The organism is Streptomyces liliifuscus (genome assembly GCF_016598615.1).
Taxonomy (GTDB): domain Bacteria; phylum Actinomycetota; class Actinomycetes; order Streptomycetales; family Streptomycetaceae; genus Streptomyces; species Streptomyces liliifuscus.
In genome coordinates this window covers 1,059,918-1,085,167 of the sequence record NZ_CP066831.1, presented here as the reverse complement: position 1 = coordinate 1,085,167, position 25,250 = coordinate 1,059,918, and the positions used below count along the sequence as shown (strand labels likewise).

Here is a 25,250-nt window from a genome sequence, read left to right as displayed (position 1 = left end):
CCTCCGGCGCGCCTCATCGTAGGATGCCTCGCGGTCCCTGCACAGTGCGCCATCGCACGAAAGCGGAGTATCTATGACCGAATTTGAAATCTCCCTCCCGCGGATTCACAAGGCTCTTTCCGGCCGTTCCGGAATGCGCGGACCGGGCCGATGAGGGGCGGTGCCACGCTCTCGGCGGCGGACGTGCTTGCCGACTCCGCGACGCGCCGCCCCGACCACACCGCGCTGGTTGCCGGCCACCGGCGCATCTCATACGGCGACCTCTGGCTGACCGCGCGCCGGTACGCGGCGGCACTGCGCGACCGAGGGATCGGCCCCGGCGACCGGGTCGCGCTGTTGCTGCCCAACACACCGGCCTTCCCGGCGGCCTACTTCGCTGTCCTCGCACTCGGCGCGACCGTCGTACCGGTGAACGCGCTGCTGAAGGCGGAGGAGATCGCGTACATCCTCGGGCACTCGGGAGCCCGGGTCATGCTGTGCGCGGGGTCGCTCCTCGGGGAGGGGGAGCGGGCGGCGAAGCGCGCGGAGGTACCGCTGTTGACGTTGGAGGCGGACGACGACGGCAGCGGGAGGGAGCTGGACGAGCCTGCGGCCCGGGCCGTGCCGATCGAGGCCCCGGTGCCCTGCGCGCCGGACGACATCGCGCTGATCCTCTACACCTCGGGTACCACGGGCCGCCCCAAGGGCGTCATGCTCAGCCACCTCAACCTCGTCATGAACATCGACACGACGATGCTCTCGCCGTTCGCCATGGACTCCGGCGACGTCCTCCTGGGCTGCCTGCCCCTGTTCCACACCTTCGGCCAGGTCTGCGGCATGGGGACGTGCTTCCGCGCCGGCGCGACCCTCGTCCTGATGTCCCGCTTCACACCGGACGAGGCGCTCGATGTGATGGTGCGCGAGGGATGCACGGTGCTCATGGGAGTGCCGACGATGTACATCACGCTGCTGGAGGCCGCCGCCCGGGACGCCCGCCGTCCGCCGCTCGCCCGGGCGTACTCCGGCGGCTCGGCACTGCCGGTCAGGGTGCTCCAGGACATCGAGACGACGTTCGGCTGCCCCGTCTACGAGGGCTACGGCCTGACCGAGACATCTCCCTGTGTCACCTACAACCAGAGCGCCTGGCCCCGGCGGCCGGGCACCGTGGGCAAGCCGATCCGGGGCGTGGAGGCGGAGATAGCCCAGGCTGGCACCGAGGACAGGATCGTGCTGCTCCCGCCGGGCGAGGTCGGCGAGATCGTGGTCCGCGGCCACAACGTCATGATCGGCTACCTCGACGACCCCGCGGCCACCGAAGTCGCGCTCGTGGACGGCTGGTTCCGCTCGGGCGACCTCGGAGTGAAGGACGCCGAGGGCTATCTGACGATCGTCGACCGCAAGAAGGACATGATCGTGCGCGGCGGGTACAACGTGTACCCGCGCGAGGTCGAGGAGATCCTGTCCCGCCACCCGTCCGTCGCCCAGGTCGCGGTGATCGGCGTCCCCGACCCGCGCTACGGCCAGGAGATATGCGCGGTGATCGTCCCCCGCCCCGGTGCCGCGACGGACGAGTCCCTCGCCGAGGGCATCATCGCCTGGACCCGTCGGCGCATCGCCTCCTACAAGTACCCGCGCCGAGTGGAGTTCGCCGCCGCTCTCCCGCTGGGCCCGAGCGGGAAGGTCCTCAAGCGGGAACTCGTCGCCCGGATCGGAGCGGGAACGGGCGACGAATCATGAGAGTGCCGTGACCCTCAGGGGATGAACGTGTCCGTCAGACGGATGTTGTAGCCGTCCTCTTCCATCAGGACGACGGTGACGCCGAAGGGGGACGGGTGGTCCATCTCCAGCGGAGTGAAGGAGAACTCGACGGCGGCCCGGATCGGCGGGACCAGTTCGCCGCCCGGCTGCGGCTCCGGCGCGGGAAGCCAGTGGGGCGCGGCCGACGACTGGCCCTCGGGGGACTGGGGTGAAGGCTGTTCGGTGTAGGGAAGCTGGTGGAGAACGTGGCCGCCGTCCTTCGTGGCGTGCACCATGTTCAGACAGGGCGCCGGGCCGGCGACCGGCAGCTGACACGCCGTGGCGACGTCCTGGGTCTCCCAGACGAGGACGACCTCGTCCGCACCGGCCGCCGCGGCGATGTTCGAGAGCTGGGCGATGCCGGTTTGCGCGTCCCTGCCGACGCTGGTGGGGCGTACCCGGATCAGACCGACGAGCTCGCCGCGCACCAGCGGCATGATCACCGGGCGGGGCACGGCCCCTTCGCCGAGACCCGCGGTGTACGCGTTCTTCATCGACTCGACCAGCGTGTCCCAGATCTGCGTGTCCACGAACTTCCCCTTACCAATGACCTGTTCACGAGCACGCCGACCCTGTCACGGCAGCCGCCCGGCCGCCAGCGGCCGTGGACAGGGCGGTCACGGTCGCTGCGTCGACAGCGTCGCGCTGCCACCGCCACCGCCGTGCGACGGGCGCGCAGCACGCAGCGGAAAGCCCCGACTGGACGGGGGAGACCAGCCGGGGCCGTAGGCCGTGGCGTGCGGAGGGCGGTCGCCTCTCGGCGGAGTGCTCCATGGGGCTTCAGCCGAACGATCGTCCCCATGGGCTTGAGGTGAGGCCCGGGGACACTGTCCCCTCCGCAGCCACATACAGATGAACGGCCGGCCATCCCCGCTTGTTCCGTGAGAGGGGCCGGGCACCTTGTGAGTTGGGGCACTCAAGGGCGCACCAGGCCCGGCACGCGCCACGCCGAGAGCGCATCCGCCCGGGCGCTCACGGCGTGCCCTGTGCCTACGCCAGTGCGGCCAGGCCGGAGCAGTGCATGACCTGATCCACGGTTTCGGCGAGGGAACTGCCTGCGGGAATCACGGTCTCGATGTCACCCGGCAGGAGGTCCAGCGGCCGGTACCAGTCCCGCAGTTCGCTCTCGCCGACCGTGTGGGCGATCGGTTTGGTGGCGTGCCGGGCGAGGGTCTCCCCGAAGGGGACGTCCAGGTAGAAGCAGTGGGTGCGGTGGGGGTGGTCGGCCAGGAGCCGGGCCAGCATCTCGCCGTAGTGCGCGACGTACAGAATGCCTTCCAGCACGGTGTGGAAGCCGTGTTCCAGGGCGTGCCGGACGGTCAGGTCGATCAGGCCGATGTTCGCGCCGCCGGGGATGTCGCGCTCGCGCAGAACCTCGCGGCGGAGGGTGTCCTGACTCACCAGGGCGAGACCCCGCCCATATCGCTCACGCAAGCCCGCGGCCACCGAACTCTTGCCGCTCGCGCTGTTGCCGCGCAGCACGACCAGCTGTGCGGGGGAGGAGATGGTCGTCATCGCGACACCGTACCGATGGCGCCCTCGCTCACCGGCAGGGTGACAGCGTGCGGGCAAACGCATCCGCCGGGTGCGCGAGTCGACCGTACAAATGCGTTTGTACGTCCTCGCGGCACCGCACTACCTTGCCGGGGTGGATCTCTTCTCACGCTCCTGGACGGCGTTGCGCGCGGCGGTCGCCGAGTTGTCGGACGAGGATTTCGCCCGGCCGTCCGGCTGTACCGGCTGGCTCGTGCGGGACCTGGTGTGCCATCTGGTCATCGACGCCCAGGACGTCCTGATCACCCTCGTGACCCCCGCCGAGGCGGAACCGACCCGCGACGCGGTGACCTACTGGGACGTCGCCGAAACGCCGCCGACGGGCGACGACCCGCTCGACGCACTGACCGTCCGGCTGGCCGCCGCGTACGGGGAGCCATGGCTGCTCAAGTTCCACCTGGACGACGTCGGCTCGGCCGCCGGCCGCGCCGCCGAACTCGCCGACCGGGGCCTACGGGTGGGCACCCGCGACCAGATCCTCACCACGGGCGACTACCTTTCCGCGTACGTCCTCGAGTGGACACTGCACCACCTCGACCTGGTCGCACACCTCCAGGACGCGGCGGAGCCGCCCGCGGAGGGGCTCGCCCGGTCCCGCGGGATGCTGGAGGAGATCGCCGGGTCCGCGTTCCCGGCGTCGTTCTCCGACAAGGACGCACTGCTGGTCGGCACCGGACGGCGTGCCCCGACCGACGCGGAGAACACCGAACTGGGCGAACTGGCCGCGAAACTCCCGATCGTCCTCGGCTGACCGTGTTCCACGAAATCCGTCAATTCCATTCGATCGCCGTGACCCGTGAAAACGATAGATTTGAGGTATGGACCTCGACGAGTTCCGCGCCCTGTTGATCCGGCACGCGCGGCCGGACTGGACCACCGCCATCGACGGCGTACTGATCTCCAGGGTCGACCGCTCCGATCCGCCGTACCTGTCGATGTCCGGCACGGTCCTCGCGGTCATCGCCCAGGGTGCGAAACGCCTCGCGCTGGGTGAGCGGGTCTACGAGTACGGCGCCGGGCAGTACCTCGTCACCTCGGTCGACCTACCGGTCACGGGCCACTTCACAGAGGCCACTCCGGAGCGTCCTGCGCTGGGTTTCGGGCTGAAGTTGGAACCGTCCGCTGTCGCCGAGCTGCTCATGCAGGCCGGCACGGGAGACATCCCCCGCTCGGGCGGCAGCGCGCCGCCGGGAATCGCCGTCAGCGACGCTCCCGAGCCGTTGCTCGACGCCGTGGTCAGGCTGCTGCGCCTGCTCGACGAGCCCCGCGACCGAGAGGTGCTCGCCCCGCTGGTCAAACGCGAGATCCTCTGGCGGCTGATCACCGGTGAACAAGGCGGCATCGTACGCCAGTTGGGCCTCGCCGACAGCAGCCTCAGTCACATCGCGCGGGCCGTGCGATGGATCCGAGACCACTACTCGCAGCCGTTCAGGGTCGAGGACGTGGCTCAGCTGTCCGGCATGAGCGTCTCCGCCTTCCACCGCAACTTCCAGACGGTGACCGCGATGAGCCCCATCCAGTTCCAGAAGCAGATCCGCCTCCAGGAGGCCCGGCTGCTGCTGGCCACCCACCCCAACGACATCACCGGCGTCGGCCGGCGCGTCGGCTACGACAACCCGTCACAGTTCAGCCGGGAATACCGCCGACAGTTCGGCGCGCCACCCAGCCAGGACGCCGCCGGCCTGCGCCGCTCCGTGCGCACCCCCGCGGCCGCCCTGCCCTGACAGGGTCACAACCCAACAGAAGAGGATTGTGCAAGGAGGCGGGAGAATCGTTGTTCTTTTCCCCGGTTCCAAAGTGCTTCCATGAATGAGTCGGATTCCCCGGTGGATTCTCCAATTGATTCCCCGGTGGGCAAATCTAAATCCACTCATGTGCAGGAGGCACGTCATGAAGGTCGCCATTGTCACCGGTGCCAGTTCCGGAATCGGCCAGAGCGCGGCAATACAGATCGCCAAGCGGGGGGTCGGAGTGGTACTGACCTTCAGCGGCAACCGCCAAGGGGGCCTGGACACCGTGGCGGCGATCGAAAAGGAGGGCGGTACGGCTGTCGCGCTGCCGCTGGACGTCGGCGAGAGCGGCAGCTTCCCGGCCTTCCGCACGTCCGTGGTCGACGTACTGCGCGACACCTGGGGGCGCGACAGCTTCGACCACCTCGTCAACAACGCCGGCTTCGGGCAGATGGCGATGTTCGAGGACACCACCGAGGAACTCTTCGACCGGTTCACTCGGGTCCTGCTCAAGGGCCCGTACTTCCTGACCCAGACGCTGCTGCCGTTGATGGCCGACGGCGGGGCCGTCGTCAACACGACCAGCAACTCCGCCATGGCGTCCGGTCTGGAGCCCGGCTACTCCGCCTACGCGTCGATGAAGGGCGGCCTGATCGTGCTGACCCGCTACATGGCCAAGGAGTTCAGCGCGCGGGGCATCCGCGTCAACGCGGTCGCACCGGGTTCCACCCGCACCCGGATCTCCGACGACGCCTTCGAGCGGTTCCCCGAGGTGATCCCGGCCCTCGCGGCGAAGACGGCACTCGGCAGGGTGGGCGAACCCGACGACATCGGCACGGTGATCGCCTCCCTGCTCTCCGAGGAGAGCCGCTGGATCACCGCACAGAACATCGAGGTGTCCGGCGGCTACAACCTCTAGCCCAAGCTCAGCGACATCGGCTCTCGACCACGGAGCCTCCTCGGCACCCCGCGTCGACCACCGGCCGGAAGTCACCTGTGGACACCCCTGCCCCATTGATGGGGTGGCGTATCGCGGCTTCGATGGCCCTTTGCCGGGCGGCGCTCGGCCACCGGCATGGCCGGCGAGGGGGTTGGGGGAGCGTGCGGGACTGCAGAAATGTCAGAGGCGGCAGAGACGGTTCCAGAGCACGGTTGAGCGGATTGTCGGGTGCGGCGGCGCTGTTCGGTGTCGCCGCGCTCGTCGTCCCGGCGGTTCCTGCCGACGCGGCGACAGCGGGGGCAGCACCGCGACCGCCGAGCCCTGGGGAGGTGATACCGGGCCAGGAGACGAGAACACCGGCGCTCGTACGGGACATCCGGGAGCAGGCGCCGTCGACCGGCAGCGCGGCGGGCGCGGCCCGCACCTACCTGGACGACAAGCGGAGCCGCTACTGCATCGCGGACGCGCAGCGCGATCTCGTACCCGCCGGGACCACTACCGCAAGCGGTCAGGAGACGGTCCGGCTTCAGCAGAGGCACCGGGGCGTGCCGGTCCTGGGTGGTCAGTACGTCGTCCGTATGGAGACGAAGGACGGGGAGCGGGTCGTCACCGGCACCTCGGGCAAGTACTTCACCGAACTGCGCACCGCCACGACGCCCGAGGTCGGTGAGGAACTCGCCGTCGAGCGGGCCGTCGACGCCGTCCTCGCCGAGTTCGACGCGAAGCACTTTGCCGTGAAGTCACCGCGTGAGGGTGACGAGGACGAGTCCCCGCTCACGGGCACCGCGCGCGGGCTGGTCGTCCTGCCCACCGGGGCAGGCGTCCTCACCCAGCGGGTCACCGTGCGCGGCACCGACCCGGCGAGCGGTGAACCCGTACTGCGTGAGGTCTACATCGACGCCCGCGCCGGATATCCGGTCCTCCAGTACAGCGGTATCAAGACGTTCGGCGCACCCGGCCAGGCAGCAGGCAAGCCGGCGGCGGGCACCGCGCCGAAGCGGACCCGGGCCGCGTCGAAGGGCTCAGGCGTCCGGCTCGACGGCACGACCGTCGCCCTCGACGTGGAACTCGACGAGAACCGCGGCGAGTACGTGCTGCGCGACCGCACCCGAATACCCCCCGACGAGTTCACCGACAATGTCCTGTCCACCTGGGACGCGCGCGGCAAGTGGGCCAGTGACGTGGGCGGGCAATGGCCCGACGGCATCCAGGAGTTCGGCTCGCCGACCCCCGCGTTCGGCACCGAGGCCACCGAATCGGGAGCCGTCGACGCGCACTGGGCCGCCGGGCAGGTCTACGACTACTTCAAGAACAAGCACGGCCGGAACAGCCTCGACGGCCGCGGCATGACCATCAACTCCCTGGTGGGCATCACCGACTACGGGCAGCCGTACGTCAACGCCTTCTGGGACGGCGAGAAGATGGTGTACGGCACCGGCGACGCCGAGTACCGCCCGCTCTCCGCGAGTGTGGACGTCGTAGGCCACGAGATGACGCACGGCGTGATCGAGCACTCCGCGAACCTCGTCTACGCGGGCCAGTCCGGCGCCATGAACGAGGCGATCGCCGACTACTTCGGCAACGCGATCGAGACCGACGTGTACGACATCCCGGTGACGCACCCCGACGCGGGTCTCCTCGGTGAGCGACTCTGCCGTACGAAGACCCCTCGGGAGTGTGCGCTGCGCGACCTCAACGACGGGCGGAACACGGCCAAGTCCTTCCTCGGCGTCGGCTTCGCCACCGACAACGGCGGCGTCCACCTCAACTCGACCATCTTCGGCGGGGCGCTGTGGGACGCCCGCGAGGAGCTGGGCGCCGAGGTCACCGACCGGATCGTCCACAAAGCACTCACCGAGTACCTCACCCCGCTCGACGGCTTCACCGAGGGACGGGCCGCCGTGCTCGCGGCGGCCCAGGACCTGGGCGTCCCGGCGCCCGGCCAGAAGGCTCTGCAACGCGCCTTCACCGCCCACGGAATCGTGCCCGGCTGGGAGTTGGCCCTCGGCGTGGACTCCGACCCGCTCCTCGACCGGGTCAACACGACCCGTACGAACCTGGGTGCGGGCGGCGGCTGGTGGGCGGCGTCCAAGTCCAATGAGGAGGGCTCGGAACCGTACTCGGTGTGGGCCGGACGCGCCGACGGCGAGGGGCAGCTCAAGCTGATGAGCCCCAACGACGGCCGCTACCACGTCAATCCGGCGACCGACGGCAGGACGGTGGTGTGGCAGGCACACGGCTCCGACGGCGTCGACATCCTGGCCAGACCCCTCGCGGGCGGTCCCGTGAAGGTGCTGTGGCACGGCAGGGCCGTGGGCAGCTCGGTGGACGTCGACGGTGACGTCGTGGCCTTCGACTACCAGAACCACGGCGGGCGTCAGGGCGTGGCGTATCTGAGTCTGAAGGACCCGACGAACAAGGTGACGACCGGCGGCGGGACCTACCACCGGGCGTACTCCTCGTCGGTGAGCAACGGCAAGGTCGCCTACCAGGAGCGGCGACGGGTGCGCGCCGAATACGCGCTGAACACGGTCGTCGTCGATGTCGCGACCGGTGGGAAGCGGGAGATCCAGACGGCCCCGAGCAGCACGAGCCTCGGCCCGACGGCCATCAACGGCACGCATGTCTTCTGGCTTCTCGACGAGGGCACGGCCGAGGGCAGGACGGCCCTGCGCCGCGCCGCGCTCGACGGTTCCGGCGTGGTGGACCTCAGTCCGCAGACCGCGCCCGACGCGCTGAACGCGTACGACGTGACGGTGTCCGAGGACGCGGTGACGGTCGGCACCTACCTCCCCGACACCGAGATCCGCAACGAGTCGGTTCCCAAGCTCCACCAGTTCGCGGCGGGCGGCTCGCCCGAGGACCCCGGCACACGCAAGGGCCGCGTCTCCTGCAACCGCGGCGAGCAGGCGTCGGCCGCAGCGGTGGCGGGCGGCCAGGTGGTGTGGCTGGACGCGACGACCGGCGTCACCGACGTGGTGACCCGCACCCGCCCGACGGGCCGATGCGGCTGACCGCACGGAGCGACTGACAAGTGGGCGCCGGCCTGCCGGGTGATCCGCCCGGCGGGCCACCGCCCGTCCGGGCAGCGGTCACTCCCGCGCCGGACCCGTACGGACGGGGAATCGTCCGGCCGATCACCGGGTTGACGTGTCAGCAGCCGAGATCCTCAAGGAGCCGACATGTCCGATGAACCCGCTGTCCGCGGACTCCGCCTGGTGGTCACGGCGGCCGACTACGACGCGGCGCTGCACTTCTACCGCGATGTCCTCGGTCTGACCGAGCGTGGCGCGTTCGCCTCCGCCGACGGACGGGTCACCATCCTCGAAGCCGGCCGCGCCACTCTGGAGATCGCCGATCCCAACCACGCCGACTTCATCGACGAGGTCGAGGTCGGCCGCCGCGTGGCGGGCCACATCCGGGTCGCCTTCGAGGTCGACGACTCGGTCGCCACCACGTCGAAGCTGGCCGCCGCCGGAGCCCAGGTGATCGCCGAGCCGACACGTACCCCTTGGAACTCGCTGAACTCCCGGCTGGAGGCACCGGGCGATCTTCAGCTGACGCTCTTCACGGAGCTCGACGACTAGGGCCGACGACTACGGCCGAGGGCTCGGGGCCCCGTCTCTGCCGGGAATACCGCTGCGGGGTCTCCTGTTGTACGACACAGAATGACATGCCTCCGTCAAACCGAGGAGGCGGAAGGCGCCGTTTGCCCTTCGGTGAACGGCTGTGAGGAAGGAAAGCCCATGAGGGTCGGCATTCACCCCGTTTCCCGCCCGGTCGTCTACCGGGACCGCGCCGCGGACGTCGCGTTCCTCACCCGTTCGACCGCCGACTCGGCGAGGACGATCGAGTGGGAGGACGGCAACACCTACCCCGTGATCGACGTGGAAGTCTCGTCGGCCAGTCACCCGTTCTACACGGGAACCTCGCGGGTCATGGACAGCGCGGGCCGCGTGGAGCGGTTCGAGCGGCGCTACGGACGTGCGGCGTCATCGACCCGATGACGGGCGGCCGGCATCCGAGCAGGAGGAGAGCAGAGCCATGAAGGTGCGCAAGTCGTTGCGCTCACTGAAGTCGATGCCCGGGGCGCAGGTCGTGCGCCGACGGGGCACGGTGTTCGTGATCAACAAGAAGAACCCGCGCTTCAAGGCCCGTCAGGGCTGACGCACAGCGCGCACAGCGTGTGGGCCGCCGGGCCCGGCCTCCGGAGAGGAGGCCGGGCCCGGTCTGCTGTGCGCGGAAGCGCAGGTCACCCCAGGTTGCCCAGGCGGGCGTCCCGCCACAGGTCGACGCCGCCGTCGGTGGCGTACTTGTCGATCTCGGCCAGTTCCTCGCTGCTGAAGTCGGGGTTCTCCAGTGCGGCGACGTTCTGCTCCAGCTGCTCGGGGCGCGACGCGCCGATGACGAGCGAGGTGACACGCTCGTCGCGCAGCGCCCAGGCGAGGGCCATCTGGGCCAGGCTCTGACCGCGCCGGGCCGCGATGTCGTTGAGGGCGCGCAGCCTGCGCAGCATGTCGTCCGACAGCCATGTGGTGTCGAAAGAGGTCCCCTGTGCCGCACGCGAGTCCTGCGGGACCCCGTCGAGGTAACGCCCGGTCAGCAGCCCCTGGGCGAGGGCCGTGAAGCCGATGACCCCGAAGCCCTCCTGCTCCGCGGTGTCGAGCAGACCCTCGGTCTCCACCCAGCGGTTGAGCATGCTGTACGACGGCTGGTGGATGAGCAGCGGGGTGCCCAGGTCCCGGAGGATGGCGGCCGCCTCGCGGCTGCGCTCGGCATCGTAGGAGGAGATGCCGACGTACAGGGCCTTGCCCTGGCGGACGGCGGTGTCGAGCGCCCCCATCGTCTCCTCGAGAGGAGTGTCGGCGTCGAGCCGGTGGGAGTAGAAGATGTCCACGTACTCCAGCCCCGTGCGACGCAGCGACTGGTCGAGCGAGGCGAGCATGTACTTGCGGGAGCCGCCGCCCTGGCCGTAGGGGCCGGGCCACATGTCCCAGCCGGCCTTGGTGGAGACCACCAACTCGTCCCGGTACGGCGCGAGGTCCTGCTTCATCAGCCGCCCGAAGTTGGTCTCCGCGGCGCCGTACGGCGGACCGTAGTTGTTCGCGAGGTCATGGTGGGTGATGCCGAGGTCGAAGGCGCGCAGAGCGATCTCGCGCTGGCTCTCGAAGGACCGGTCGTCGCCGAAGTTGTGCCAGTAGCCCAGGGACAGGACGGGCAGGTCGAGCCCCGAACGCCCGGTGCGCCGGTAGCGCATGGTGCCGTCGTAGCGGTCAGGATTCATGACATGGCTCATCGAGTGATCTCCGGGTGGTGCGGTACGGGACGGACCCATCGGGATCGCGGGGATCCGCCTGCCCACACTGCCCCTGCCTGATCCCGAAGTCCAACAGCTCCCCGCCATGGGATTCAGCGGTGCCGTTTCTGAATCACCAGGGGCGTTGCTCCGGGGCCGGATTGACGGATTGGCGTTCGGCCCCGCTGGGCAGGGAGCCAAGGAATGTCATGAGCACGACTACCTTTCCCCCACAAGGAGGTCGACCATGCACGTCCGTAAGCCGACGATCGGACTCGCTGCCGTCCTGACGGTGACCTTTTCGCTGATGGGCGGCCAGGCCGTGGCCGCCCCTTCCGCGACCGCACCTTCCGAGGTCGCGGACAGCGCTGTCGCCGCACGTGTCTTCACCTACGACGCGAGTGGTTCCGCGGAGTTCAAGTCCGCCGTCGACCGCGGTGCGGCGATCTGGAACGAGAGCGTCGACGCCGTCGAACTGCGCCCGGCCGCGACCGGGCAGCGAGCCAACATCCGGGTCCTGGCGGACAACGGCTGGCCGCGCGCCCTGCCCACCACACTGGGCAACGGAACCGTCTACATCGGACGCCAGGCCGTTGACCAGGGCTACAACACGATCCGCATCTCGGCCCACGAACTGGGCCACATCCTGGGTCTGCCGGACCGCAAGCCCGGCCCGTGCTCAAGCCTGATGTCCGGTTCCACCGCGGGAATCGCGTGCACGAACCCCTACCCGGACACGGTGGAGAAGGCGGAGGTCGAGGACAACTTCAGCAGTGCGCTCACCCGGACGGGCGGAGCAGTGCGGAGCGGTGTCGTGATCGTGGACTGACGCACGGTGCCGTGTGCGGAAGTCGGGCGGAGGCCGGGACATCACGGCGTCCGCCCGCACCCGCACACGGCGACTGTCCGAGCGACCTCTTCGGCCTGTCCGGCCCCTCCGACGTCAGCCTCGCCGACGCAGCTTGCTCAGGAACCCCTTGGCCTGGGCCCGTCGCCGTGGATCGGCGGAGGCACGGCGTACCTGTTCGATGGTGCGCCGCCCCTGAGGGCTCCTGGCGAACCGTTTGATCTTCTCGATCATCCCGGGCACAACTCCTCCTACGGCAAGGCCGGTGACGCGGATGCCGGCATGCCCTGTATACCCCGTCGTCAGGAAGTAAGCGCCTGGCGGGCCCCGCTCACAGGATCAGCACCTGTCGGTGCCGCCCACTGCCCCGCCCGGGGAAAGCACTGTCTGACGTGTCCTCTAAGCTCCCGCGCATGAGCGAGGGGGACAGCGACAGACGCGTCATCGACGGGCGGTTCCGGCTGGAGTCGAGGCTCGGCGGCGGTGGGATGGGCACGGTCTGGCGGGCCACGGACCTCGTGCTGCACCGGAGCGTGGCCGTCAAAGAGGTGCGGCCGCCGGACGCCGGGGTGGCCGAGTACGACCCGGACGGCGCGCGGATGCTGCGCGAGCGTGTCCTGCGCGAGGCCAGGGCGCTGGCCAGGATCGACCACCCGAATGTCGTGACGATCCATCACATCGTCGACGGCGGCGAGGGCACCTATCCATGGATCGTCATGGAACTCGTCGGCGGCGGATCGCTGGCCGACCGCCTGGGCCGCGGACCGATGGACCCGGCGGAGACGGCCCGGCTCGGACGCGAGGTGCTGGCCGCACTGCGCGCCGCGCACGATGCGGGCATCCAGCACCGGGACGTCAAACCCGCCAACTTGCTCCTTCGCCCCGACGGCCGCCCCGTGCTCACGGACTTCGGGATCGCGGCGATCCGCGAATCGACGGCTCTCACCGCCACCGGGTCCATCATCGGCACCGCCGACTACATGGCGCCGGAGCGGGTGTCGGGCAACGACGGCGGAGCGGCGTCGGACCTCTGGTCGCTGGCGATGATGTTGTACGCCGCCGTCGAGGGCCGGCACCCCCTGCGCCGGGGCACGACGCTGGCCACGCTCGCGGCCGTCCTCTACGAGGAGGTCCCGCCACCGGTGAAGGCCGGGCCCCTGGCGGACGTACTGATGCGGGTGCTGGTGCGGGATCCGGCGGCGCGCCCGGATGCCGAGAGCCTTGACCGGATGCTGGCTTCGGTGGCCGAGGGCGAACAGGCTGTGGCCTCGGGCGGATCATCGGGGACCACCTCCTACCGGCTGACGCCTCCGTCGGCCGCTCCGCCGTTCCCTTCCGGCTCGGGCGAGTCCGGTCCACCGACCGGATACCCGACCCCGCAGGACGCCGTTCCCCGGCTGCCCGCCGCGCCTACGCCGTACCCGATGGCGCCCGCCGGTGCACCGACTCCCGCCCGGCCGTCTCGGCAGCGGCGCTGGTCCAGGGTCGTCCTGTCCGCCGCTGCGACAGCGCTTGTCGGCGTCCTCGTGTGGACCCTGGTGCCGGACGGGGGGAAGTCCGGATCCTCGTCCTCCGAGGGCGCCGGGAACGGGGCGGGAGCGAAGCCGTCGCGCAGCGGTACGCCGACGACCGAATCGTCCGCCGACGCCTCGACGCCCACGCCCAGGCAGACGGAAAAGGGAAGCACCACCGATCTGCTGACGCCGGACGGCATCCGCACCGCGATCAAGGCGTTCAAGAAGGAGACGGGCAGCGACCTGTTCGGCGATTTCAAGGTGTATCCCGAGCACATCTCCGCCTACGTGATGGTCAAGGGCAGTCGAACCCGATACGACACGTACACCTACCGCGTCGACCGGGGTTTGGAGAAGGGAATCATCAAGGGCTCGCTGTCCGGCGGAGCCCAGGTGTTCAACCCGGACGACTTCGACTGGGACACGGTCCCCGGGCTGCTCGCCGAGGCCAGGAAGAAGCTGAACGTCGACAGTCCCACGAGCCGCTACCTGCTGGTCGAAGGGCCGAACGAGCTGCGCGACACCCCCGCCGACATGGCTGTGTACCTCAGCAACGAGTACAACGAGAGCGGCTATCTGGAGGCCGACATCCACGGCAAGGTGACCAAGGTGATGGCCGCCGACGGATGATCCCGGGGCCACCACCCCCTCGGTACGCGACGCGCGATCTCAGCGAATGCGGTACTTCGTCCAGAAGGGGCCCAGATCCCTGTTCGTCACGGACTGCGCGGCCTTCTTGAAGTCGGCGGTGGTGGAGAGGCCGTACCAGTGGTCGCGGGCGTACCGCTTGAGGAGGCGCGCCATGATGTCGGCTCCGAGGGTGTCCTCCAGGCGTGCCAGGGCGCAGGGGCCGGCCGTGTAGACGACGTGGTACTCGTTCCTGTGCTCGGCCCAGTAGGCCATCGAGTTGGTGAGCGCGGTGCTCTCGCTCGGCCAGTCGCCGTCCGCCCAGCAGTCGCCGGTGTCCCAGCCGTAGAAGCGGGCGTTGGCGTACTGGGCGAAGCTCTCGTCCAGCCAGGGCGCGCCGTATTCGTCGTTGCCCACGATGCCGTACCACCACTGATGGGCCACCTCGTGGACGACGGCGCTGCCCTCTTCGGTGGTGCCGAGGAGGACCAGGCCGGGGTACTCCATGCCGCCGCCGAACTCCTTGGTCATCACGAGGTCGAGCTCGCCGTACGGATAGCGGCCGAACTCCTCGCCGAACCGGTCGACGGCGGCGACGCCGTCCTTGCGGTTGAGGCGTACACCTGCGGCGGGTGTGTTCGGCGCCCAGTACGACTTCACGCGCACGCCCCCGTGAGAGGTCTCGGTCGCCGTACGGAACGGGCCCGCCGCCCACGCGAAGTCCCGTACCCGGTGCGCGACGCTGTGCGTGACCGTGCGCCCGGGTGTGCCGGGGCTGGTCCAAGTGCGGCCGGTCGCCGGGACCTTGAGGGCCGCGGGGTGGTCGATGCGTGCCCGGAAGTCGCTCGCCAGGGCGTAGAAGCTCTCGCCGGTCGACACGTACGGATCGAGGTGCCAGCCCTTCGCGTCGTGCACGGCGAGTACCGGCAGGGCGTTGCCCAGGAAGCGGAACGCGCCCTCACGGCCGAAGCGGTTGTTGCGCTCGGGCACGGTGACGGACACGTCGAAGGCGATCGTCGTCCGCTCGCCGTGCGCGAGCGGCTCGGGCAGGGTGATGCGCAACGCCGTGCAGTTCAAGGTGAGTTGGCCGGGGGTGCCGCCGCGCAGCTCGGACAGCCTGACGGGGGACGGCTTGCCGGGGGTGCCGCACTTGTCTTCACCGTTGCCCCACAGGCGTACGTACACCTCGCGCAGGGGCCGGTCGGAGGCGTTGCGGAACGTCACCCGCTGGCGGCCCGTCCAGTGGGAGCCGTCGGCGTCGCCGCGCAGGGTCACGTCGTAGCGCAGGCGGTCGGGTGTCGCGGCCCCGGACCTGTTCACCTGGGACCTGTTTGCCTCGGACCCGCTTGCCTCGGCCTTGGGCGCCGTGACGGCATCGGCCACGGTCGCGCCCGTCGCCACGAGCAACGCGACCAGGCCAACGAGCAGACGTCGAAAGGGTTTTGACTGCCAGGCAGGTAGCGACGACATGGCAGCGGATAATGCCACACCAGTCCGACATTTGTGCCCTCCGCCGCTACAACTGACAGATCGTTCAGCGCAGGCGTCGGACATCCGGGCAGGCGACCTCAGGGGAACCGCCGTACGGATCGGTGATGGTCCTCGTGCCGGTGACCTTGCCGGAGAGGCACAGCTCGCCGCCCAGTAGTCGCAGGTCGAGGGTGAACTCCACGCTCTCGCCCGAGCGTTGTGGGCCGTGGATCCGCAGGTCGATGTAACCGAGGCCGCGCAGGACATCCTTGACCTGTCCGGGTGTCGGGTCGGTCGTGCCCTTGAGGGCTTTCGCGATGCGGCGGGAGTGGACGCGTGCATCGCATTTCTCCACGGGGCTCAACTCCACCTCTTTCCCGGCTCCTTCAGGGTCCCTGGGCTCCACCGGGGGTGGCGTCCCGTCCGGCGGTAACGGCTCGGGCAGGGGTGTGAGCGGCGGCTCCGCGGGATCCGGTTCCTCCGGCGGTTCCGTAGGGGGCTCCTCGGTCGGCTCGAACCTCGAGCAGGGTTCGGTGATGGAGACGAGGAGTTTCATGAACGCCAGGAAGTCGGGGTCCGAGGACTCCGGGTCCGAGGAGTCGGTGGGGGAGACCGCGGAGGGGGCGGTCGAGGTCCCGCCGGCCTCGACCCGGTCCTCGGTTCCGGCCTTCGGGTCCTTGCCCGCCGCTCGTTCGGAACCGCAGGCGGTGAGAGTGAGGGCTAGTGCGCACACCGCCGCAGGTATCGCGCCACGGCGGATGCGTGAGGGTCGCCGCATGCGACGAATGCGATGATTTTCCCTGGAAAGTCGTCTCATGGTCGCAGTGTGTGCGCGGTCGGCGGACCGCACATGAGTACGGCTACTCAGAGCAAGTCACCAGTGCGCGCCCGGACTTCACCCGGCGGCACCACGGCCGTGGGTGCTGAGGCCGGGCAGGACGAGGGTGAGCCAGCGGGCGCGTACGGCAGGCGGCTGGTCGGTGGGGGCGGTGGTGATGAGCAGGTAGAAGTCCCGCACGGTGACGTCGAGATGGAGGTCCCCGTCGGCCTGGGCGGCGGTGATGAGTGAGGCGAGGGCCGCCGTGGCACGGTCCTCCGGCTCCGTAGTGCCGGGGGCGGCACCGAGTGTGTGTGCGGCGGCCTTCACGGCGTGGTCGTTGGCGGAGGCTTCCAGGACCGTGCCGATGAAGGCCGTGATCTCGTCCATGGCCTTGGAGCCGGACGCCGCACGGGCGTGGGCGGCCTCGGCGTCCGTCGCCACCCGCTCCATGTGCTCGGTGACGACGGCGCCCACCAGGTCGGTCTTCGTCGGAAAGTGCCGGTAGAGGGTTCCGACGGCCACGCCCGCCGCCGCGGCGATGGCATCCATTCCCGCGTCGGGTCCGTGGAGCGTGATCTGTTCTCGGGCGGCGGCCAGGATCTTCTGCCGGTTGCGGACGGCGTCGGCGCGCGGCGGCCGGGCCTGGGCCATGGAGTCTCCCTGTGAATGGAAGTCGGCTGGCGGGTTGCCATGAATGTGAATCATAGTTCATGATGAAGATGAATCACGGTTCACTTTTACTGTCCGGAAGAAAAGGGGATCCCACCATGTCCTCCAAGGTCGCCCTGGTCACCGGTGCCTCCTCAGGCATCGGCGAGGCCACAGCCCTCAAGCTCCACGAGCTCGGTTACACGGTCCACGCAGCCGCCCGCCGGGTCGAGCGCATGACGCATCTCGCCGAACGCGGTATCCACCCGCTGGCCATGGACGTCACCGACGACGACTCCATGCGTGGCGGCGTCGAGCGGATCGTCGCCGAGTCGGGCCGTGTCGACGTACTGGTCAACAACGCCGGCTACGGTTCCTACGGCGCCCTCGAAGACGTTCCGATGTCCGAGGCCCGCTACCAGTTCGAGGTGAACGTCTTCGGCGCCGCGCGCCTGGCGCAACTGGTCCTGCCGCACATGCGCGCCCAGCGTGGCGGACGCATCGTCAATGTCTCCTCGATGGGCGGCAAGATCTACACCCCGTTGGGCAGTTGGTACCACGCAACGAAGTTCGCGACAGAGGGCCTCAGCGACTGCCTGCGCCTGGAGGTTGCGCCGTTCGGCGTCCATGTGGTCCTCATCGAGCCGGGTGGCATCAAGACGGAATGGGGCGGGATCGCGGCCGACCATCTCCTGAAGGTCTCCGGCGAAGGCGCCTACGCCGACAGGGCCACAGCCGTCGCCTCGGCCATGAACCCGGCCAATGGCGAGGCCCGCGGCTCGGAGCCCTCGGTCGTCGCCGACGCCATCGCCAAGGCCGTCACCGCCCGTCGGCCGAAGGCTCGCTACGCCATGGGTCTGGGGGCCAGGCCCGCGATCCTGGCTCGCCGCGTGCTGCCCGACCACGCCATGGACACCCTCGTCAACTTCACCCTCCGCGCCGCCGCCCGCTGACACCGTCCGCCGCCGTACAACTATTGCCGCCCCTGGCGCAGTCTCATACGGCTCGCGGCCAAGGAGGGGCTCGGTGCCGGACTCGAGGCGGTCCGCGGGCTCCCGCTGACGTGGCTGCGGCCCGAACTGGGACAACTGTCCGACGGCACGCGACGGCAGCCTCGGGCAGCCCCTACCTGGGTGCGGAACCTGGCCGACGCGGACCGGGACAGGGATGAGCGACCTCGCGGACGCGCTCCGGGCCGTGCACACCAGCGTGATCGCCCCGGACTGGACGGAAGTCGAGGCCCGGGTCGAATCAGCACGTGCACGCGTCGGCCGCCGCCAATCTGGCCCGCTGTCACCGCGGCGGCAGACAGGTGCCGCACGCGCTGACACCGCTCGTGAGGCGTTGTTCGGCAGGCGGCCGACCGCCGCCGGGCCGTGACCCGAGAGTTTCGGGCTCCGCCGAAACTAGTGGTGCGTTCGGGATACCGACCCCAAGCTGGGGGCGCCAACCGGGGCCTCGACCTGCCCCGAACGGGAGATGACAGCGCCTGCACGCCTCACCCCTTTGCCTTGACCCCATCAACGAAGGAATGCCCCCACATGGCAGACGAGTTGGTCCTGCGCGCCCAGAGATTCGTCAACCAGGCCTACGGCGACAAGATCGGCATGACCGTCGAGGAGAACGGCCGCACGGGCTGGAGCACCATGTACGCCCTCACCAGGGCCCTCCAGTGGGAGTTGGGCATCAGCCCCGTGGCGGACAGCTTCGGCCCCACCACCCTGCGGACCCTGACTCAGAAGTTCCCGCGGCTCAACAGCGCCACCGTGCCGTCGGCCAACTTCTGCCGCATCATCCAGTCCGCGATGTACTGCAAGGGCTATGACGGTGGTGACATCGACGGCGTGTACAACGCGAACGTCCAGGCCGGTATCACCAAGCTGAAGCAGGACATGGGGGTCGACGGTGTCTACCCCGGCTCCGACCTGACTCCGAAGGTGTTCAAGGGCCTGCTGAACATGGACCCGTACGTCCTCGTCAGGTACGGGGACAGACCCGGCGACGAGGACATCCGCTCGATCCAGCGCTGGCTCAACGGGCGGTACATCCACCGGCAGGACTTCTTCGTCATCCCCTGCGACGGCCACCACTCCCGTGATGTGGCCAAGTCCATGCTGTTCGCCATCCAGTACGAACTGGGCATGGCCGACGGAGTGGCCAACGGCTCCTTCGGCCCGGCGACCCAGGCGGGTCTGAGACAGCACACCCTCAGGGTCGGCAGCACGGGCGTCTGGGTGAACCTGTTCACGGCCGCCATGATCCTCAACCAGCGGCCCCATGTCGCGTTCGGCGGGACCTTCACGTCCGACCTGTCCTCGGCCGTCTTCGAGTTCCAGGACTTCGTCAGGCTCTCCCCGAACGGCGACGGCGACTACCCCACCTGGGCGTCCCTGCTGATCTCCTACGGCGACCAGTCCCGCTCGGGCGCCGCCTGCGACTGCATCACCACCATCACCCCGGCCCGCGCCCAGTCCCTGCTGTCCGCCGGGTACGTGTACGTCGGCCGCTATCTGTGCAACGTCCCGAACGGCCGGGACAAGATGATCAAACCCGGTGAGCTGCAGACCATCGCGGCCAACGGGCTGAACTGCTTCCCGATCTACCAGACCTTCAGCGACGGGGCCGCCTACTTCAAGTACAGCCAGGGCACCCGGGACGGCCTCGACGCGATCGACTGGGCCAAGTACCACGGATTCAAGGACGGCAGCCGCATCTACTTCGCCGTCGACTACGACGCGTTCGACCACGAGGTGACCTCCAACATCCTTCCGCACTTCAGGGGGATCTCCCGGGCGGTGCAGGAGAACTCCCGCTACCGGGTCGGCATCTACGGGCCGCGCAACGTGTGCCGCAGGGTGCGCGAGGCCGGGTACACCGACGCGAGCTTCGTCTCCGACATGTCCAGCGGGTTCTCCGGGAACCTGGGCTTCCCCATGCCCGGGGACTGGGCCTTCGACCAGATCGCCACCGTCACCGTGGGAACCGGTGCCGGAGCCATCGAGATCGACAAGAACATCGCCTCCGGACGAGACGTCGGGCAGAGCAGCTTCGACCCCGGCGCGGACACCGCGGGACTGGACGTCGACTTCAACGCGACGTACCGCGCGGCCATGCTCCAGGAGGTCCGCTCGTACCTGGAGTCCATCGGCGTCCCCGAGACGGGTGGCGACGGCTGGACCGACACGGACTGGGCGACCCTGGGGGGCATCTCCAACACCAACGCGTTCGACCTGGTCCTCGCCGCCGACTGGCTGTTCACCTCGCTGGCCCGGCAGCTCAGGGTGCGCAAGGCCCTGATCCAGGCCCCGGTGCTGTGGGAGCTGCGCAAGTTCAACCCGCTGGACATCGCCTCCGACACGGCGGTCAAGACCGGCGTGGACGACGACTGTTCCACCGGCTGGGGCCAGATCAAGGGCAGGGTGGCGATCGAGGCCAGGAACCACTGCGTCCAGCAGGGCATCATCAACGGCTCGATCCTGGGGGAGCGGGACCTGGAATCGGTGTGGGCCCAGCTGCACGAGGACTCGATCTACAACATCAAGTCGGTGGCCTACCTCACGATCTACAACGCCCACCAGATCAACCTGCCCAGACCGGGGCCGAACACCAGCGAGGGTGACTCCGAGAGGATCCTCAGCCGCTACAACGGTCCCCCCTTGACGAATGAGGGGAAACCGAACCTGCCCGCCCTGAAGTACGGCCGTGAACTCGTGGGCCTGTACCGGGTGTTGGAGAAGTACTACCGGCTTTCCCGCAATGGCTGACGTGAAGGGGACGAACAGCGTGACAACTGACATGACAGGCATGACACGACGTGATGTCGTCAGGCACACCGCGGTCCTCGGCACCGTCACCCTGGTGGGCGGCGGCTCCGTTCTGGCCCTGCCCGCCGGGGCGGTGGCCGCGGGGAGACCCGGGTCCGACGACGCCCCGAAGCGGCCGACATCGCCCAACGGCTGGGAGCTGGAGGAGAAGGCCAACGACGTCTCCACGGTGTGGACCCGGCCCGTTCCGGGCACCGGCCTCGACATGGACGTACGCATCGGAGACGTGGAGACGGTCCTCGTGCACGTCGTCCGGCGCTTCCACTACGAGATCGACGAACTCCGCAAGGGAGACCTGGCCGGCTGGCGCGCACCGGCCCGGGTGCAGCTGAAGCGGGCGGAGGGCAACCAGGCGTCCGGCACCGCCGTTGCGATCCGGCCGGGCTCCTACCCGCCCGGAGCCGGGGAAGGGTTCTACTCGCCCCAGCTCATGGTGATCCGCGACATCCTCGCCGAGTGCGACGGCGTCGTGCGGTGGGGCGGGGACGACGACCGCCCGTACGAGGCGCTGTTCTCCATCGACGTACCGCCCGGTGACAAGCGGCTGACGGCCCTCGTGGCCAGGCTGCGGACCTGGGCGGACGAGCCCGGAGCCGGCCCGGGGACCCAGGTGGACTTGACCGACACCAAGCGCCGCAAAGCCGCCACCGCGCTGGAACGGCGGCAGAGGAAGACCGCCTGACACCGTACGTCCGGCACCGGCAGATGGCCGTGGATCCGAGTGATCCACGGCCACCTGCCGTACGCCCCTGGCGGCGCTGACGGCCGGGCCCGTGGACTCGTTCATCTAGAATGACGGCCAACGCGCTTGTATGCGCGTGGAGTTGAGTTCAACGCCAGGGAGAACATCCATGGGCGCCACAGAGACCGTAGGCACACCGGAGGCGGGCTCCGAACCGGACGCCCTGACCGCGGGGCCGACGGTGCCACGCCTGGTGCTGGGGGCACGACTGCGCCGGCTGCGGGAGGAACTGCACTTCTCCCGGGAGGAGGCGGGCGAGGCCATCCGCGCCTCCCAGTCCAAGATCAGCAGAATGGAGTGGGGCCGGCACGGGTTCAAGATGCGTGACGTGGCCGATCTCCTCACGCTCTACGGAGTCACGGACGAGGCCGAGCGCGCCACCTTGCTGGCTCTGGCCAGACAGGCCAACACCCCTGGCTGGTGGCAGCCGTACAACGACGTGGTGCCCGCCTGGATGCAGGCCTACCTCGGGGCCGAACAGGCGGCGAGCCTCATCCGCTGCTTCCAGCCCCAGGTCGTTCCCGACCTGCTGCAGATTCCCGACTACGCTCGCGCCGCCATCCGGCTCAGCTGCCCGGAGGCCTCCGCGGAGGAGATCGACCGGCGGGTCACCCTGCGCATGAAGCGTCGGCGGATCCTGCACAGGCAGGGAGCGGCTCAACTGTGGGCCGTGATCGACGAGGCGGCGCTGCGTCGTCCGGTGGGCGGCACCGCCACGATGCGTGCCCAGCTTCAGCACCTCATCGAGATCTGCCAACTCCCGCAGGTCACCGTACAGATCGTGCCGTTTCTCGCCGGTGGTCACGCCGCGGCCGGCGGTCCGGTCACCATCGTGCGCCTGCCCGGCGGTCTGCTGCCCGACATGGTGTATCTGGAACAGCTCGCCAGCGCCGTCTATCCCGACAAGCCGAGTGAGATCGAGTACTACTGGGGTGTCCTGAACCGCGTGGTCGTCCAGGCCGATTCGCCGGACGCGACGTGCACGATCCTCCATCGCATCCTTCAGGAGACCTGACCCGAGCGGATCAGGACTCGCGATGGCGGAGCGAACGCGTGCCGGTCGTCGCGCCCGGCGACCGCCACGGCGGCGGCGTACGCCAAGTGGGCCGCCGGGCGGGGGACTTCAGCGCTTGAGGGCGACGCCTCCGTACTGATGCACTTCCGCCGGGAGACCCAGGGCCTCGGTGTCAGGACGCCAGCGCGAGCACGATGCCACGCCGGGTTCGAGCAGTTCCAGACCGTCGAAGTAGCGCTCGATCTGCGCGGGGCTGCGCAGGATGTACGGGATCGAGCCACCCTCGTTGTACTGCCTGATGGCATCGACATAGGCGTCGCTGGTGTCGGTGCTGTCGTACTGCACGAGGAAGCTGCCGGAGGGCAGACCGTCCACCAACTGCCGCACGATCGAACGCGCTTCGTCGTGGTCCTCGATGTGGCCGAGGATGCCCATCAGCATGAGGGCGACCGGCTGGTCGAAGTCCAGCGTCTTCGCCGCTTCCCGCAGGATCGTGCTCGGGTCGCGCAGATCGGCGTCGACGTAGTTGGTGACACCCACCGAGCTGCTGACCAGCAGCGCGCGGGCGTGTGCGAGCACCAAGGGGTCGTTGTCGACGTAGACGATCCGGCACTCCGGGGCCACCCGCTGGGCGATCTCATGGGTGTTGTCCACGTTCGGCAGCCCGGTGCCGATGTCCAGGAACTGCCGGATTCCCTCCTCGGCGGCCAGATGACGGACTGCGCGGGCGAGAAAGTACCGGGCGGCGCGGGCTCCTGTCTCGATCCCCGGGAAAATGTCGCGGAAGGCGTCACCGGCTATGCGGTCGACCTCGTAGTTGTCCTTGCCGCCCAGCCAGTAGTTCCAGATCCGGGCCGATTGCGGCACGGTGGTGTCGATCTTGGCGAGTGCCTCCTGGTCGGAGTTCTCTCGTGCATCAGTCATGGACACTCCTGTTGTGTACGTATGTGTGTACGTAGTGCGAGAACCGCGAACCTGTCGGGCACCAGTCGTGGAGAGCCACGTTATTCCCCGGGTTTGGATCATGTAAATCCACCGGCCCAACCTGTCCGTGCTTCGTCGGCCAATGACTTGATTGCGTTCTCCGGGCGGGCCGAAAGTCGACATCCGTGCCGTCACTTCACAGAACGCGCACAGAAGTTCATGAGCCCTTTAGGTTTCAAGCGTTACGCTCGCCGACAGTCGAGTGGTCGATGTCGGCGCCCCACCCGCCGCGGCCCTCGCCCCCCAGAGGCACAGGAGATTCGGCGTGCGTGACGGCGACGTAGTGGTGATCGGCGGCGGCTATGCGGGCGTCCGCCTGGCGAAACGGCTGGACGGCACGGCGCGGGTCACGCTGGTCGATCGCAAAGAGGTCTTCTTCCATCGCATCGCCTCCCTGCGCGCCGGTGTGCGCCCGGAATGGACCATGGCCCCGTTCATCCCGTACGACCGGCTCCTCGGCAACGGCCGGGTGGCGGTGGGCAAGGCCGTCCGTGTCGACACCGCCGAGCGGGAGGTGGTGCTGGCCACCGGCGAGCGCCTCCCGTACGACGTCGTGGTGATCGCGACCGGCGCCGACTATCCGGAACCGGCCCGCTTCTCCGGCACCACCGCGGAGGAGGCGGCCAAGTCGTTCGCCGGACACCAGCAGAACGTCGCCACCGCCGATCATGTCCTTGTCGTCGGCGGCGGACCCTCCGGTGTCGAACTGAGCGCCGAGATCCGCCTGGCCCGGCCGGACGCCCGGGTCACGCTCGCCCACTCCGGCCCGACCCTGCTCCACTCCACGGGCAGCGAGCGGGCGGGGCGCAAGGCCCTCGCCTGGCTGGAGTCCCACGACGTGGAGGTGCGGCTCGACTCGTTCATGTCCCCGGGCCACGACTTCGGTACGTACCGCGACGCGCGCGGGAACGTGGTGGAGGCCGACCGCTCCTTCTGGGCGACGGGCACCACCCCCAACACGCTCTGGCTGCGCCTGGCCGGCCACGGTGACTGGCTGAACGCGAGCGGGCATGTGAAGGTCGACCGGATGCTCCGGGCCGAGGGCCGACTGGATGTATTCGCGGTCGGCGACGTGAACGACGCGAGCGAGCTCAAGATCACCCCCGCCGCGCTCGCGCAGGCGGACCTCGCCGCCCACAACATCCGCGCCTACCTGGGCAGTTCGGGCAAACACCGCACGCAGTCCCGCTCGTACCGGCCGATCCACCGCACCCCGCTCATCGTGCCGTTCGGCCAGGCGGACGGAGTGACCATGCTGCCCGTGCTCGGCGGCGAGACCGCGGTACTCGGCGGACGCACCACCACCCTGGCCAAGGCCAAGACCCTCATGACCCCCTATATGAGACGCCAACTGGGGTACTCCGCGGCCTGACACGCGACGCGCGGTCCCGCACACGAACGACGATGTCACGGTGGCACCCGTCGTTCGCCCACGTATGTGCCCTGGGGTAAGGTCCCCACGT

General features: G+C 69.3%; 23 protein-coding genes. 15 read left to right on the top strand and 8 right to left on the bottom strand.

Going from position 1 to position 25,250, the window contains the following annotated elements; translation table 11 throughout:
- Positions 1-150: 150 nt before the first annotated feature.
- Positions 151-1,716 (top strand): long-chain-fatty-acid--CoA ligase, encoded by a 1,566-nt coding sequence (locus tag JEQ17_RS04685; protein WP_200394000.1) that lies wholly within the window; start codon positions 151-153, stop codon positions 1,714-1,716.
- Positions 1,717-1,730: 14 nt separating this feature from the next.
- Here the strand turns inward: JEQ17_RS04685 and JEQ17_RS04680 are convergent, their stop codons facing one another.
- Positions 1,731-2,306 (bottom strand): hypothetical protein, encoded by a 576-nt coding sequence (locus tag JEQ17_RS04680; protein ID WP_200393999.1) that lies wholly within the window; start codon positions 2,304-2,306, stop codon positions 1,731-1,733.
- 460 nt (positions 2,307-2,766) lie between these two features.
- Complete coding sequence (locus JEQ17_RS04675; RefSeq protein ID WP_200393998.1) at positions 2,767-3,291, bottom strand: kinase; 525 nt, start codon at positions 3,289-3,291, stop codon at positions 2,767-2,769.
- Positions 3,292-3,424: 133 nt separating this feature from the next.
- Here JEQ17_RS04675 and JEQ17_RS04670 point away from each other — a divergent pair, with 133 nt between their 5' ends.
- From JEQ17_RS04670 to ykgO, 7 genes are all read left to right on the top strand, one after another.
- Positions 3,425-4,081, top strand: a complete 657-nt coding sequence (locus JEQ17_RS04670) for a maleylpyruvate isomerase N-terminal domain-containing protein (RefSeq protein ID WP_200393997.1) — start codon at positions 3,425-3,427, stop codon at positions 4,079-4,081.
- 67 nt (positions 4,082-4,148) lie between these two features.
- Positions 4,149-5,054 carry an AraC family transcriptional regulator gene (locus JEQ17_RS04665; protein ID WP_200393996.1) on the top strand — a complete coding sequence of 302 codons (906 nt, stop codon included), beginning with the start codon at positions 4,149-4,151 and terminating at the stop codon, positions 5,052-5,054.
- 166 nt (positions 5,055-5,220) lie between these two features.
- Positions 5,221-5,979 carry an SDR family NAD(P)-dependent oxidoreductase gene (locus JEQ17_RS04660; RefSeq protein WP_200393995.1) on the top strand — a complete coding sequence of 253 codons (759 nt, stop codon included), beginning with the start codon at positions 5,221-5,223 and terminating at the stop codon, positions 5,977-5,979.
- A 233-nt stretch (positions 5,980-6,212) separates the two neighbouring features.
- A complete protein-coding gene (locus JEQ17_RS04655; protein WP_234048065.1) occupies positions 6,213-9,014 on the top strand; it encodes a M4 family metallopeptidase in 2,802 nt (933 codons plus the stop codon).
- Positions 9,015-9,182: 168 nt separating this feature from the next.
- Positions 9,183-9,587, top strand: a complete 405-nt coding sequence (locus tag JEQ17_RS04650; RefSeq protein WP_200393993.1) for a VOC family protein — start codon at positions 9,183-9,185, stop codon at positions 9,585-9,587.
- A gap of 159 nt (positions 9,588-9,746) precedes the next feature.
- Entirely contained in the window at positions 9,747-10,007 is a 261-nt protein-coding gene (locus tag JEQ17_RS04645) for a type B 50S ribosomal protein L31 (RefSeq protein ID WP_200393992.1), read from the top strand.
- Between the two features lie 37 nt (positions 10,008-10,044).
- A complete protein-coding gene (gene ykgO, locus JEQ17_RS04640; protein ID WP_055617363.1) occupies positions 10,045-10,167 on the top strand; it encodes a type B 50S ribosomal protein L36 in 123 nt (40 codons plus the stop codon).
- An 85-nt stretch (positions 10,168-10,252) separates the two neighbouring features.
- On the opposite strand, the gene mgrA is transcribed toward ykgO, so the two are convergent.
- Positions 10,253-11,296, bottom strand: a complete 1,044-nt coding sequence (gene mgrA / locus JEQ17_RS04635) for an L-glyceraldehyde 3-phosphate reductase (protein ID WP_200393991.1) — start codon at positions 11,294-11,296, stop codon at positions 10,253-10,255.
- A 247-nt stretch (positions 11,297-11,543) separates the two neighbouring features.
- Between mgrA and JEQ17_RS04630 the strand changes: the two genes are divergently transcribed.
- A complete protein-coding gene (locus JEQ17_RS04630; RefSeq protein WP_200393990.1) occupies positions 11,544-12,125 on the top strand; it encodes a snapalysin family zinc-dependent metalloprotease in 582 nt (193 codons plus the stop codon).
- A 114-nt stretch (positions 12,126-12,239) separates the two neighbouring features.
- Here JEQ17_RS04630 and JEQ17_RS04625 read toward each other — a convergent pair whose 3' ends face one another.
- Positions 12,240-12,377, bottom strand: a complete 138-nt coding sequence (locus JEQ17_RS04625) for a hypothetical protein (RefSeq protein ID WP_169801986.1) — start codon at positions 12,375-12,377, stop codon at positions 12,240-12,242.
- A 179-nt stretch (positions 12,378-12,556) separates the two neighbouring features.
- Between JEQ17_RS04625 and JEQ17_RS04620 the strand changes: the two genes are divergently transcribed.
- Positions 12,557-14,287: a serine/threonine-protein kinase gene (locus tag JEQ17_RS04620; RefSeq protein WP_200393989.1), complete on the top strand. Its 1,731-nt coding sequence runs from the start codon at positions 12,557-12,559 to the stop codon at positions 14,285-14,287.
- A gap of 39 nt (positions 14,288-14,326) precedes the next feature.
- On the opposite strand, the gene JEQ17_RS04615 is transcribed toward JEQ17_RS04620, so the two are convergent.
- The 3 genes from JEQ17_RS04615 to JEQ17_RS04605 all read right to left on the bottom strand — a co-directional run bounded on the left by JEQ17_RS04615 (position 14,327) and on the right by JEQ17_RS04605 (position 17,225).
- Positions 14,327-15,754 (bottom strand): M1 family metallopeptidase, encoded by a 1,428-nt coding sequence (locus tag JEQ17_RS04615; RefSeq protein ID WP_200393988.1) that lies wholly within the window; start codon positions 15,752-15,754, stop codon positions 14,327-14,329.
- A gap of 64 nt (positions 15,755-15,818) precedes the next feature.
- A complete protein-coding gene (locus JEQ17_RS49915; RefSeq protein ID WP_234048064.1) occupies positions 15,819-16,532 on the bottom strand; it encodes a hypothetical protein in 714 nt (237 codons plus the stop codon).
- A 117-nt stretch (positions 16,533-16,649) separates the two neighbouring features.
- The gene (locus JEQ17_RS04605) at positions 16,650-17,225 is read right to left on the bottom strand and encodes a TetR/AcrR family transcriptional regulator (RefSeq protein ID WP_200393987.1); all 576 of its coding nucleotides are present in this window, start codon (positions 17,223-17,225) and stop codon (positions 16,650-16,652) included.
- A gap of 116 nt (positions 17,226-17,341) precedes the next feature.
- Here JEQ17_RS04605 and JEQ17_RS04600 point away from each other — a divergent pair, with 116 nt between their 5' ends.
- The 4 genes from JEQ17_RS04600 to JEQ17_RS04585 all read left to right on the top strand — a co-directional run bounded on the left by JEQ17_RS04600 (position 17,342) and on the right by JEQ17_RS04585 (position 22,803).
- On the top strand, positions 17,342-18,175 hold the full coding sequence (locus JEQ17_RS04600; RefSeq protein WP_200393986.1) for an oxidoreductase: 834 nt from the start codon (positions 17,342-17,344) through the stop codon (positions 18,173-18,175).
- A 588-nt stretch (positions 18,176-18,763) separates the two neighbouring features.
- Entirely contained in the window at positions 18,764-20,986 is a 2,223-nt protein-coding gene (locus JEQ17_RS04595) for a glycoside hydrolase domain-containing protein (protein ID WP_200393985.1), read from the top strand.
- Between the two features lie 40 nt (positions 20,987-21,026).
- On the top strand, positions 21,027-21,728 hold the full coding sequence (locus JEQ17_RS04590) for a hypothetical protein (RefSeq protein WP_407700035.1): 702 nt from the start codon (positions 21,027-21,029) through the stop codon (positions 21,726-21,728).
- A gap of 169 nt (positions 21,729-21,897) precedes the next feature.
- On the top strand, positions 21,898-22,803 hold the full coding sequence (locus JEQ17_RS04585; protein ID WP_200393984.1) for a helix-turn-helix domain-containing protein: 906 nt from the start codon (positions 21,898-21,900) through the stop codon (positions 22,801-22,803).
- 108 nt (positions 22,804-22,911) lie between these two features.
- On the opposite strand, the gene JEQ17_RS04580 is transcribed toward JEQ17_RS04585, so the two are convergent.
- Positions 22,912-23,727 carry an SAM-dependent methyltransferase gene (locus JEQ17_RS04580; RefSeq protein ID WP_200393983.1) on the bottom strand — a complete coding sequence of 272 codons (816 nt, stop codon included), beginning with the start codon at positions 23,725-23,727 and terminating at the stop codon, positions 22,912-22,914.
- A 325-nt stretch (positions 23,728-24,052) separates the two neighbouring features.
- On the opposite strand from JEQ17_RS04580, the gene JEQ17_RS04575 reads away from it, so the two are divergent.
- Positions 24,053-25,159 carry an NAD(P)/FAD-dependent oxidoreductase gene (locus JEQ17_RS04575; protein ID WP_200393982.1) on the top strand — a complete coding sequence of 369 codons (1,107 nt, stop codon included), beginning with the start codon at positions 24,053-24,055 and terminating at the stop codon, positions 25,157-25,159.
- Positions 25,160-25,250 lie beyond the last annotated feature (91 nt).

Coding starts and splice junctions, on each gene's coding strand:
- JEQ17_RS04685 (WP_200394000.1), top strand. CDS start 151: ATGAGGGGCGGTGCCACGCTCTCGGCGGCGGACGTGCTTGCCGACTCC.
- JEQ17_RS04675 (WP_200393998.1), bottom strand. CDS start 3,291: ATGACGACCATCTCCTCCCCCGCACAGCTGGTCGTGCTGCGCGGCAAC.
- JEQ17_RS04665 (WP_200393996.1), top strand. CDS start 4,149: ATGGACCTCGACGAGTTCCGCGCCCTGTTGATCCGGCACGCGCGGCCG.
- JEQ17_RS04660 (WP_200393995.1), top strand. CDS start 5,221: ATGAAGGTCGCCATTGTCACCGGTGCCAGTTCCGGAATCGGCCAGAGC.
- JEQ17_RS04650 (WP_200393993.1), top strand. CDS start 9,183: ATGTCCGATGAACCCGCTGTCCGCGGACTCCGCCTGGTGGTCACGGCG.
- JEQ17_RS04645 (WP_200393992.1), top strand. CDS start 9,747: ATGAGGGTCGGCATTCACCCCGTTTCCCGCCCGGTCGTCTACCGGGAC.
- ykgO (WP_055617363.1), top strand. CDS start 10,045: ATGAAGGTGCGCAAGTCGTTGCGCTCACTGAAGTCGATGCCCGGGGCG.
- mgrA (WP_200393991.1), bottom strand. CDS start 11,296: ATGAGCCATGTCATGAATCCTGACCGCTACGACGGCACCATGCGCTAC.
- JEQ17_RS04630 (WP_200393990.1), top strand. CDS start 11,544: ATGCACGTCCGTAAGCCGACGATCGGACTCGCTGCCGTCCTGACGGTG.
- JEQ17_RS04625 (WP_169801986.1), bottom strand. CDS start 12,377: ATGATCGAGAAGATCAAACGGTTCGCCAGGAGCCCTCAGGGGCGGCGC.
- JEQ17_RS04620 (WP_200393989.1), top strand. CDS start 12,557: ATGAGCGAGGGGGACAGCGACAGACGCGTCATCGACGGGCGGTTCCGG.
- JEQ17_RS04615 (WP_200393988.1), bottom strand. CDS start 15,754: ATGTCGTCGCTACCTGCCTGGCAGTCAAAACCCTTTCGACGTCTGCTC.
- JEQ17_RS49915 (WP_234048064.1), bottom strand. CDS start 16,532: ATGCGGCGACCCTCACGCATCCGCCGTGGCGCGATACCTGCGGCGGTG.
- JEQ17_RS04605 (WP_200393987.1), bottom strand. CDS start 17,225: ATGGCCCAGGCCCGGCCGCCGCGCGCCGACGCCGTCCGCAACCGGCAG.
- JEQ17_RS04600 (WP_200393986.1), top strand. CDS start 17,342: ATGTCCTCCAAGGTCGCCCTGGTCACCGGTGCCTCCTCAGGCATCGGC.
- JEQ17_RS04595 (WP_200393985.1), top strand. CDS start 18,764: ATGGCAGACGAGTTGGTCCTGCGCGCCCAGAGATTCGTCAACCAGGCC.
- JEQ17_RS04590 (WP_407700035.1), top strand. CDS start 21,027: ATGACACGACGTGATGTCGTCAGGCACACCGCGGTCCTCGGCACCGTC.
- JEQ17_RS04585 (WP_200393984.1), top strand. CDS start 21,898: ATGGGCGCCACAGAGACCGTAGGCACACCGGAGGCGGGCTCCGAACCG.
- JEQ17_RS04580 (WP_200393983.1), bottom strand. CDS start 23,727: ATGACTGATGCACGAGAGAACTCCGACCAGGAGGCACTCGCCAAGATC.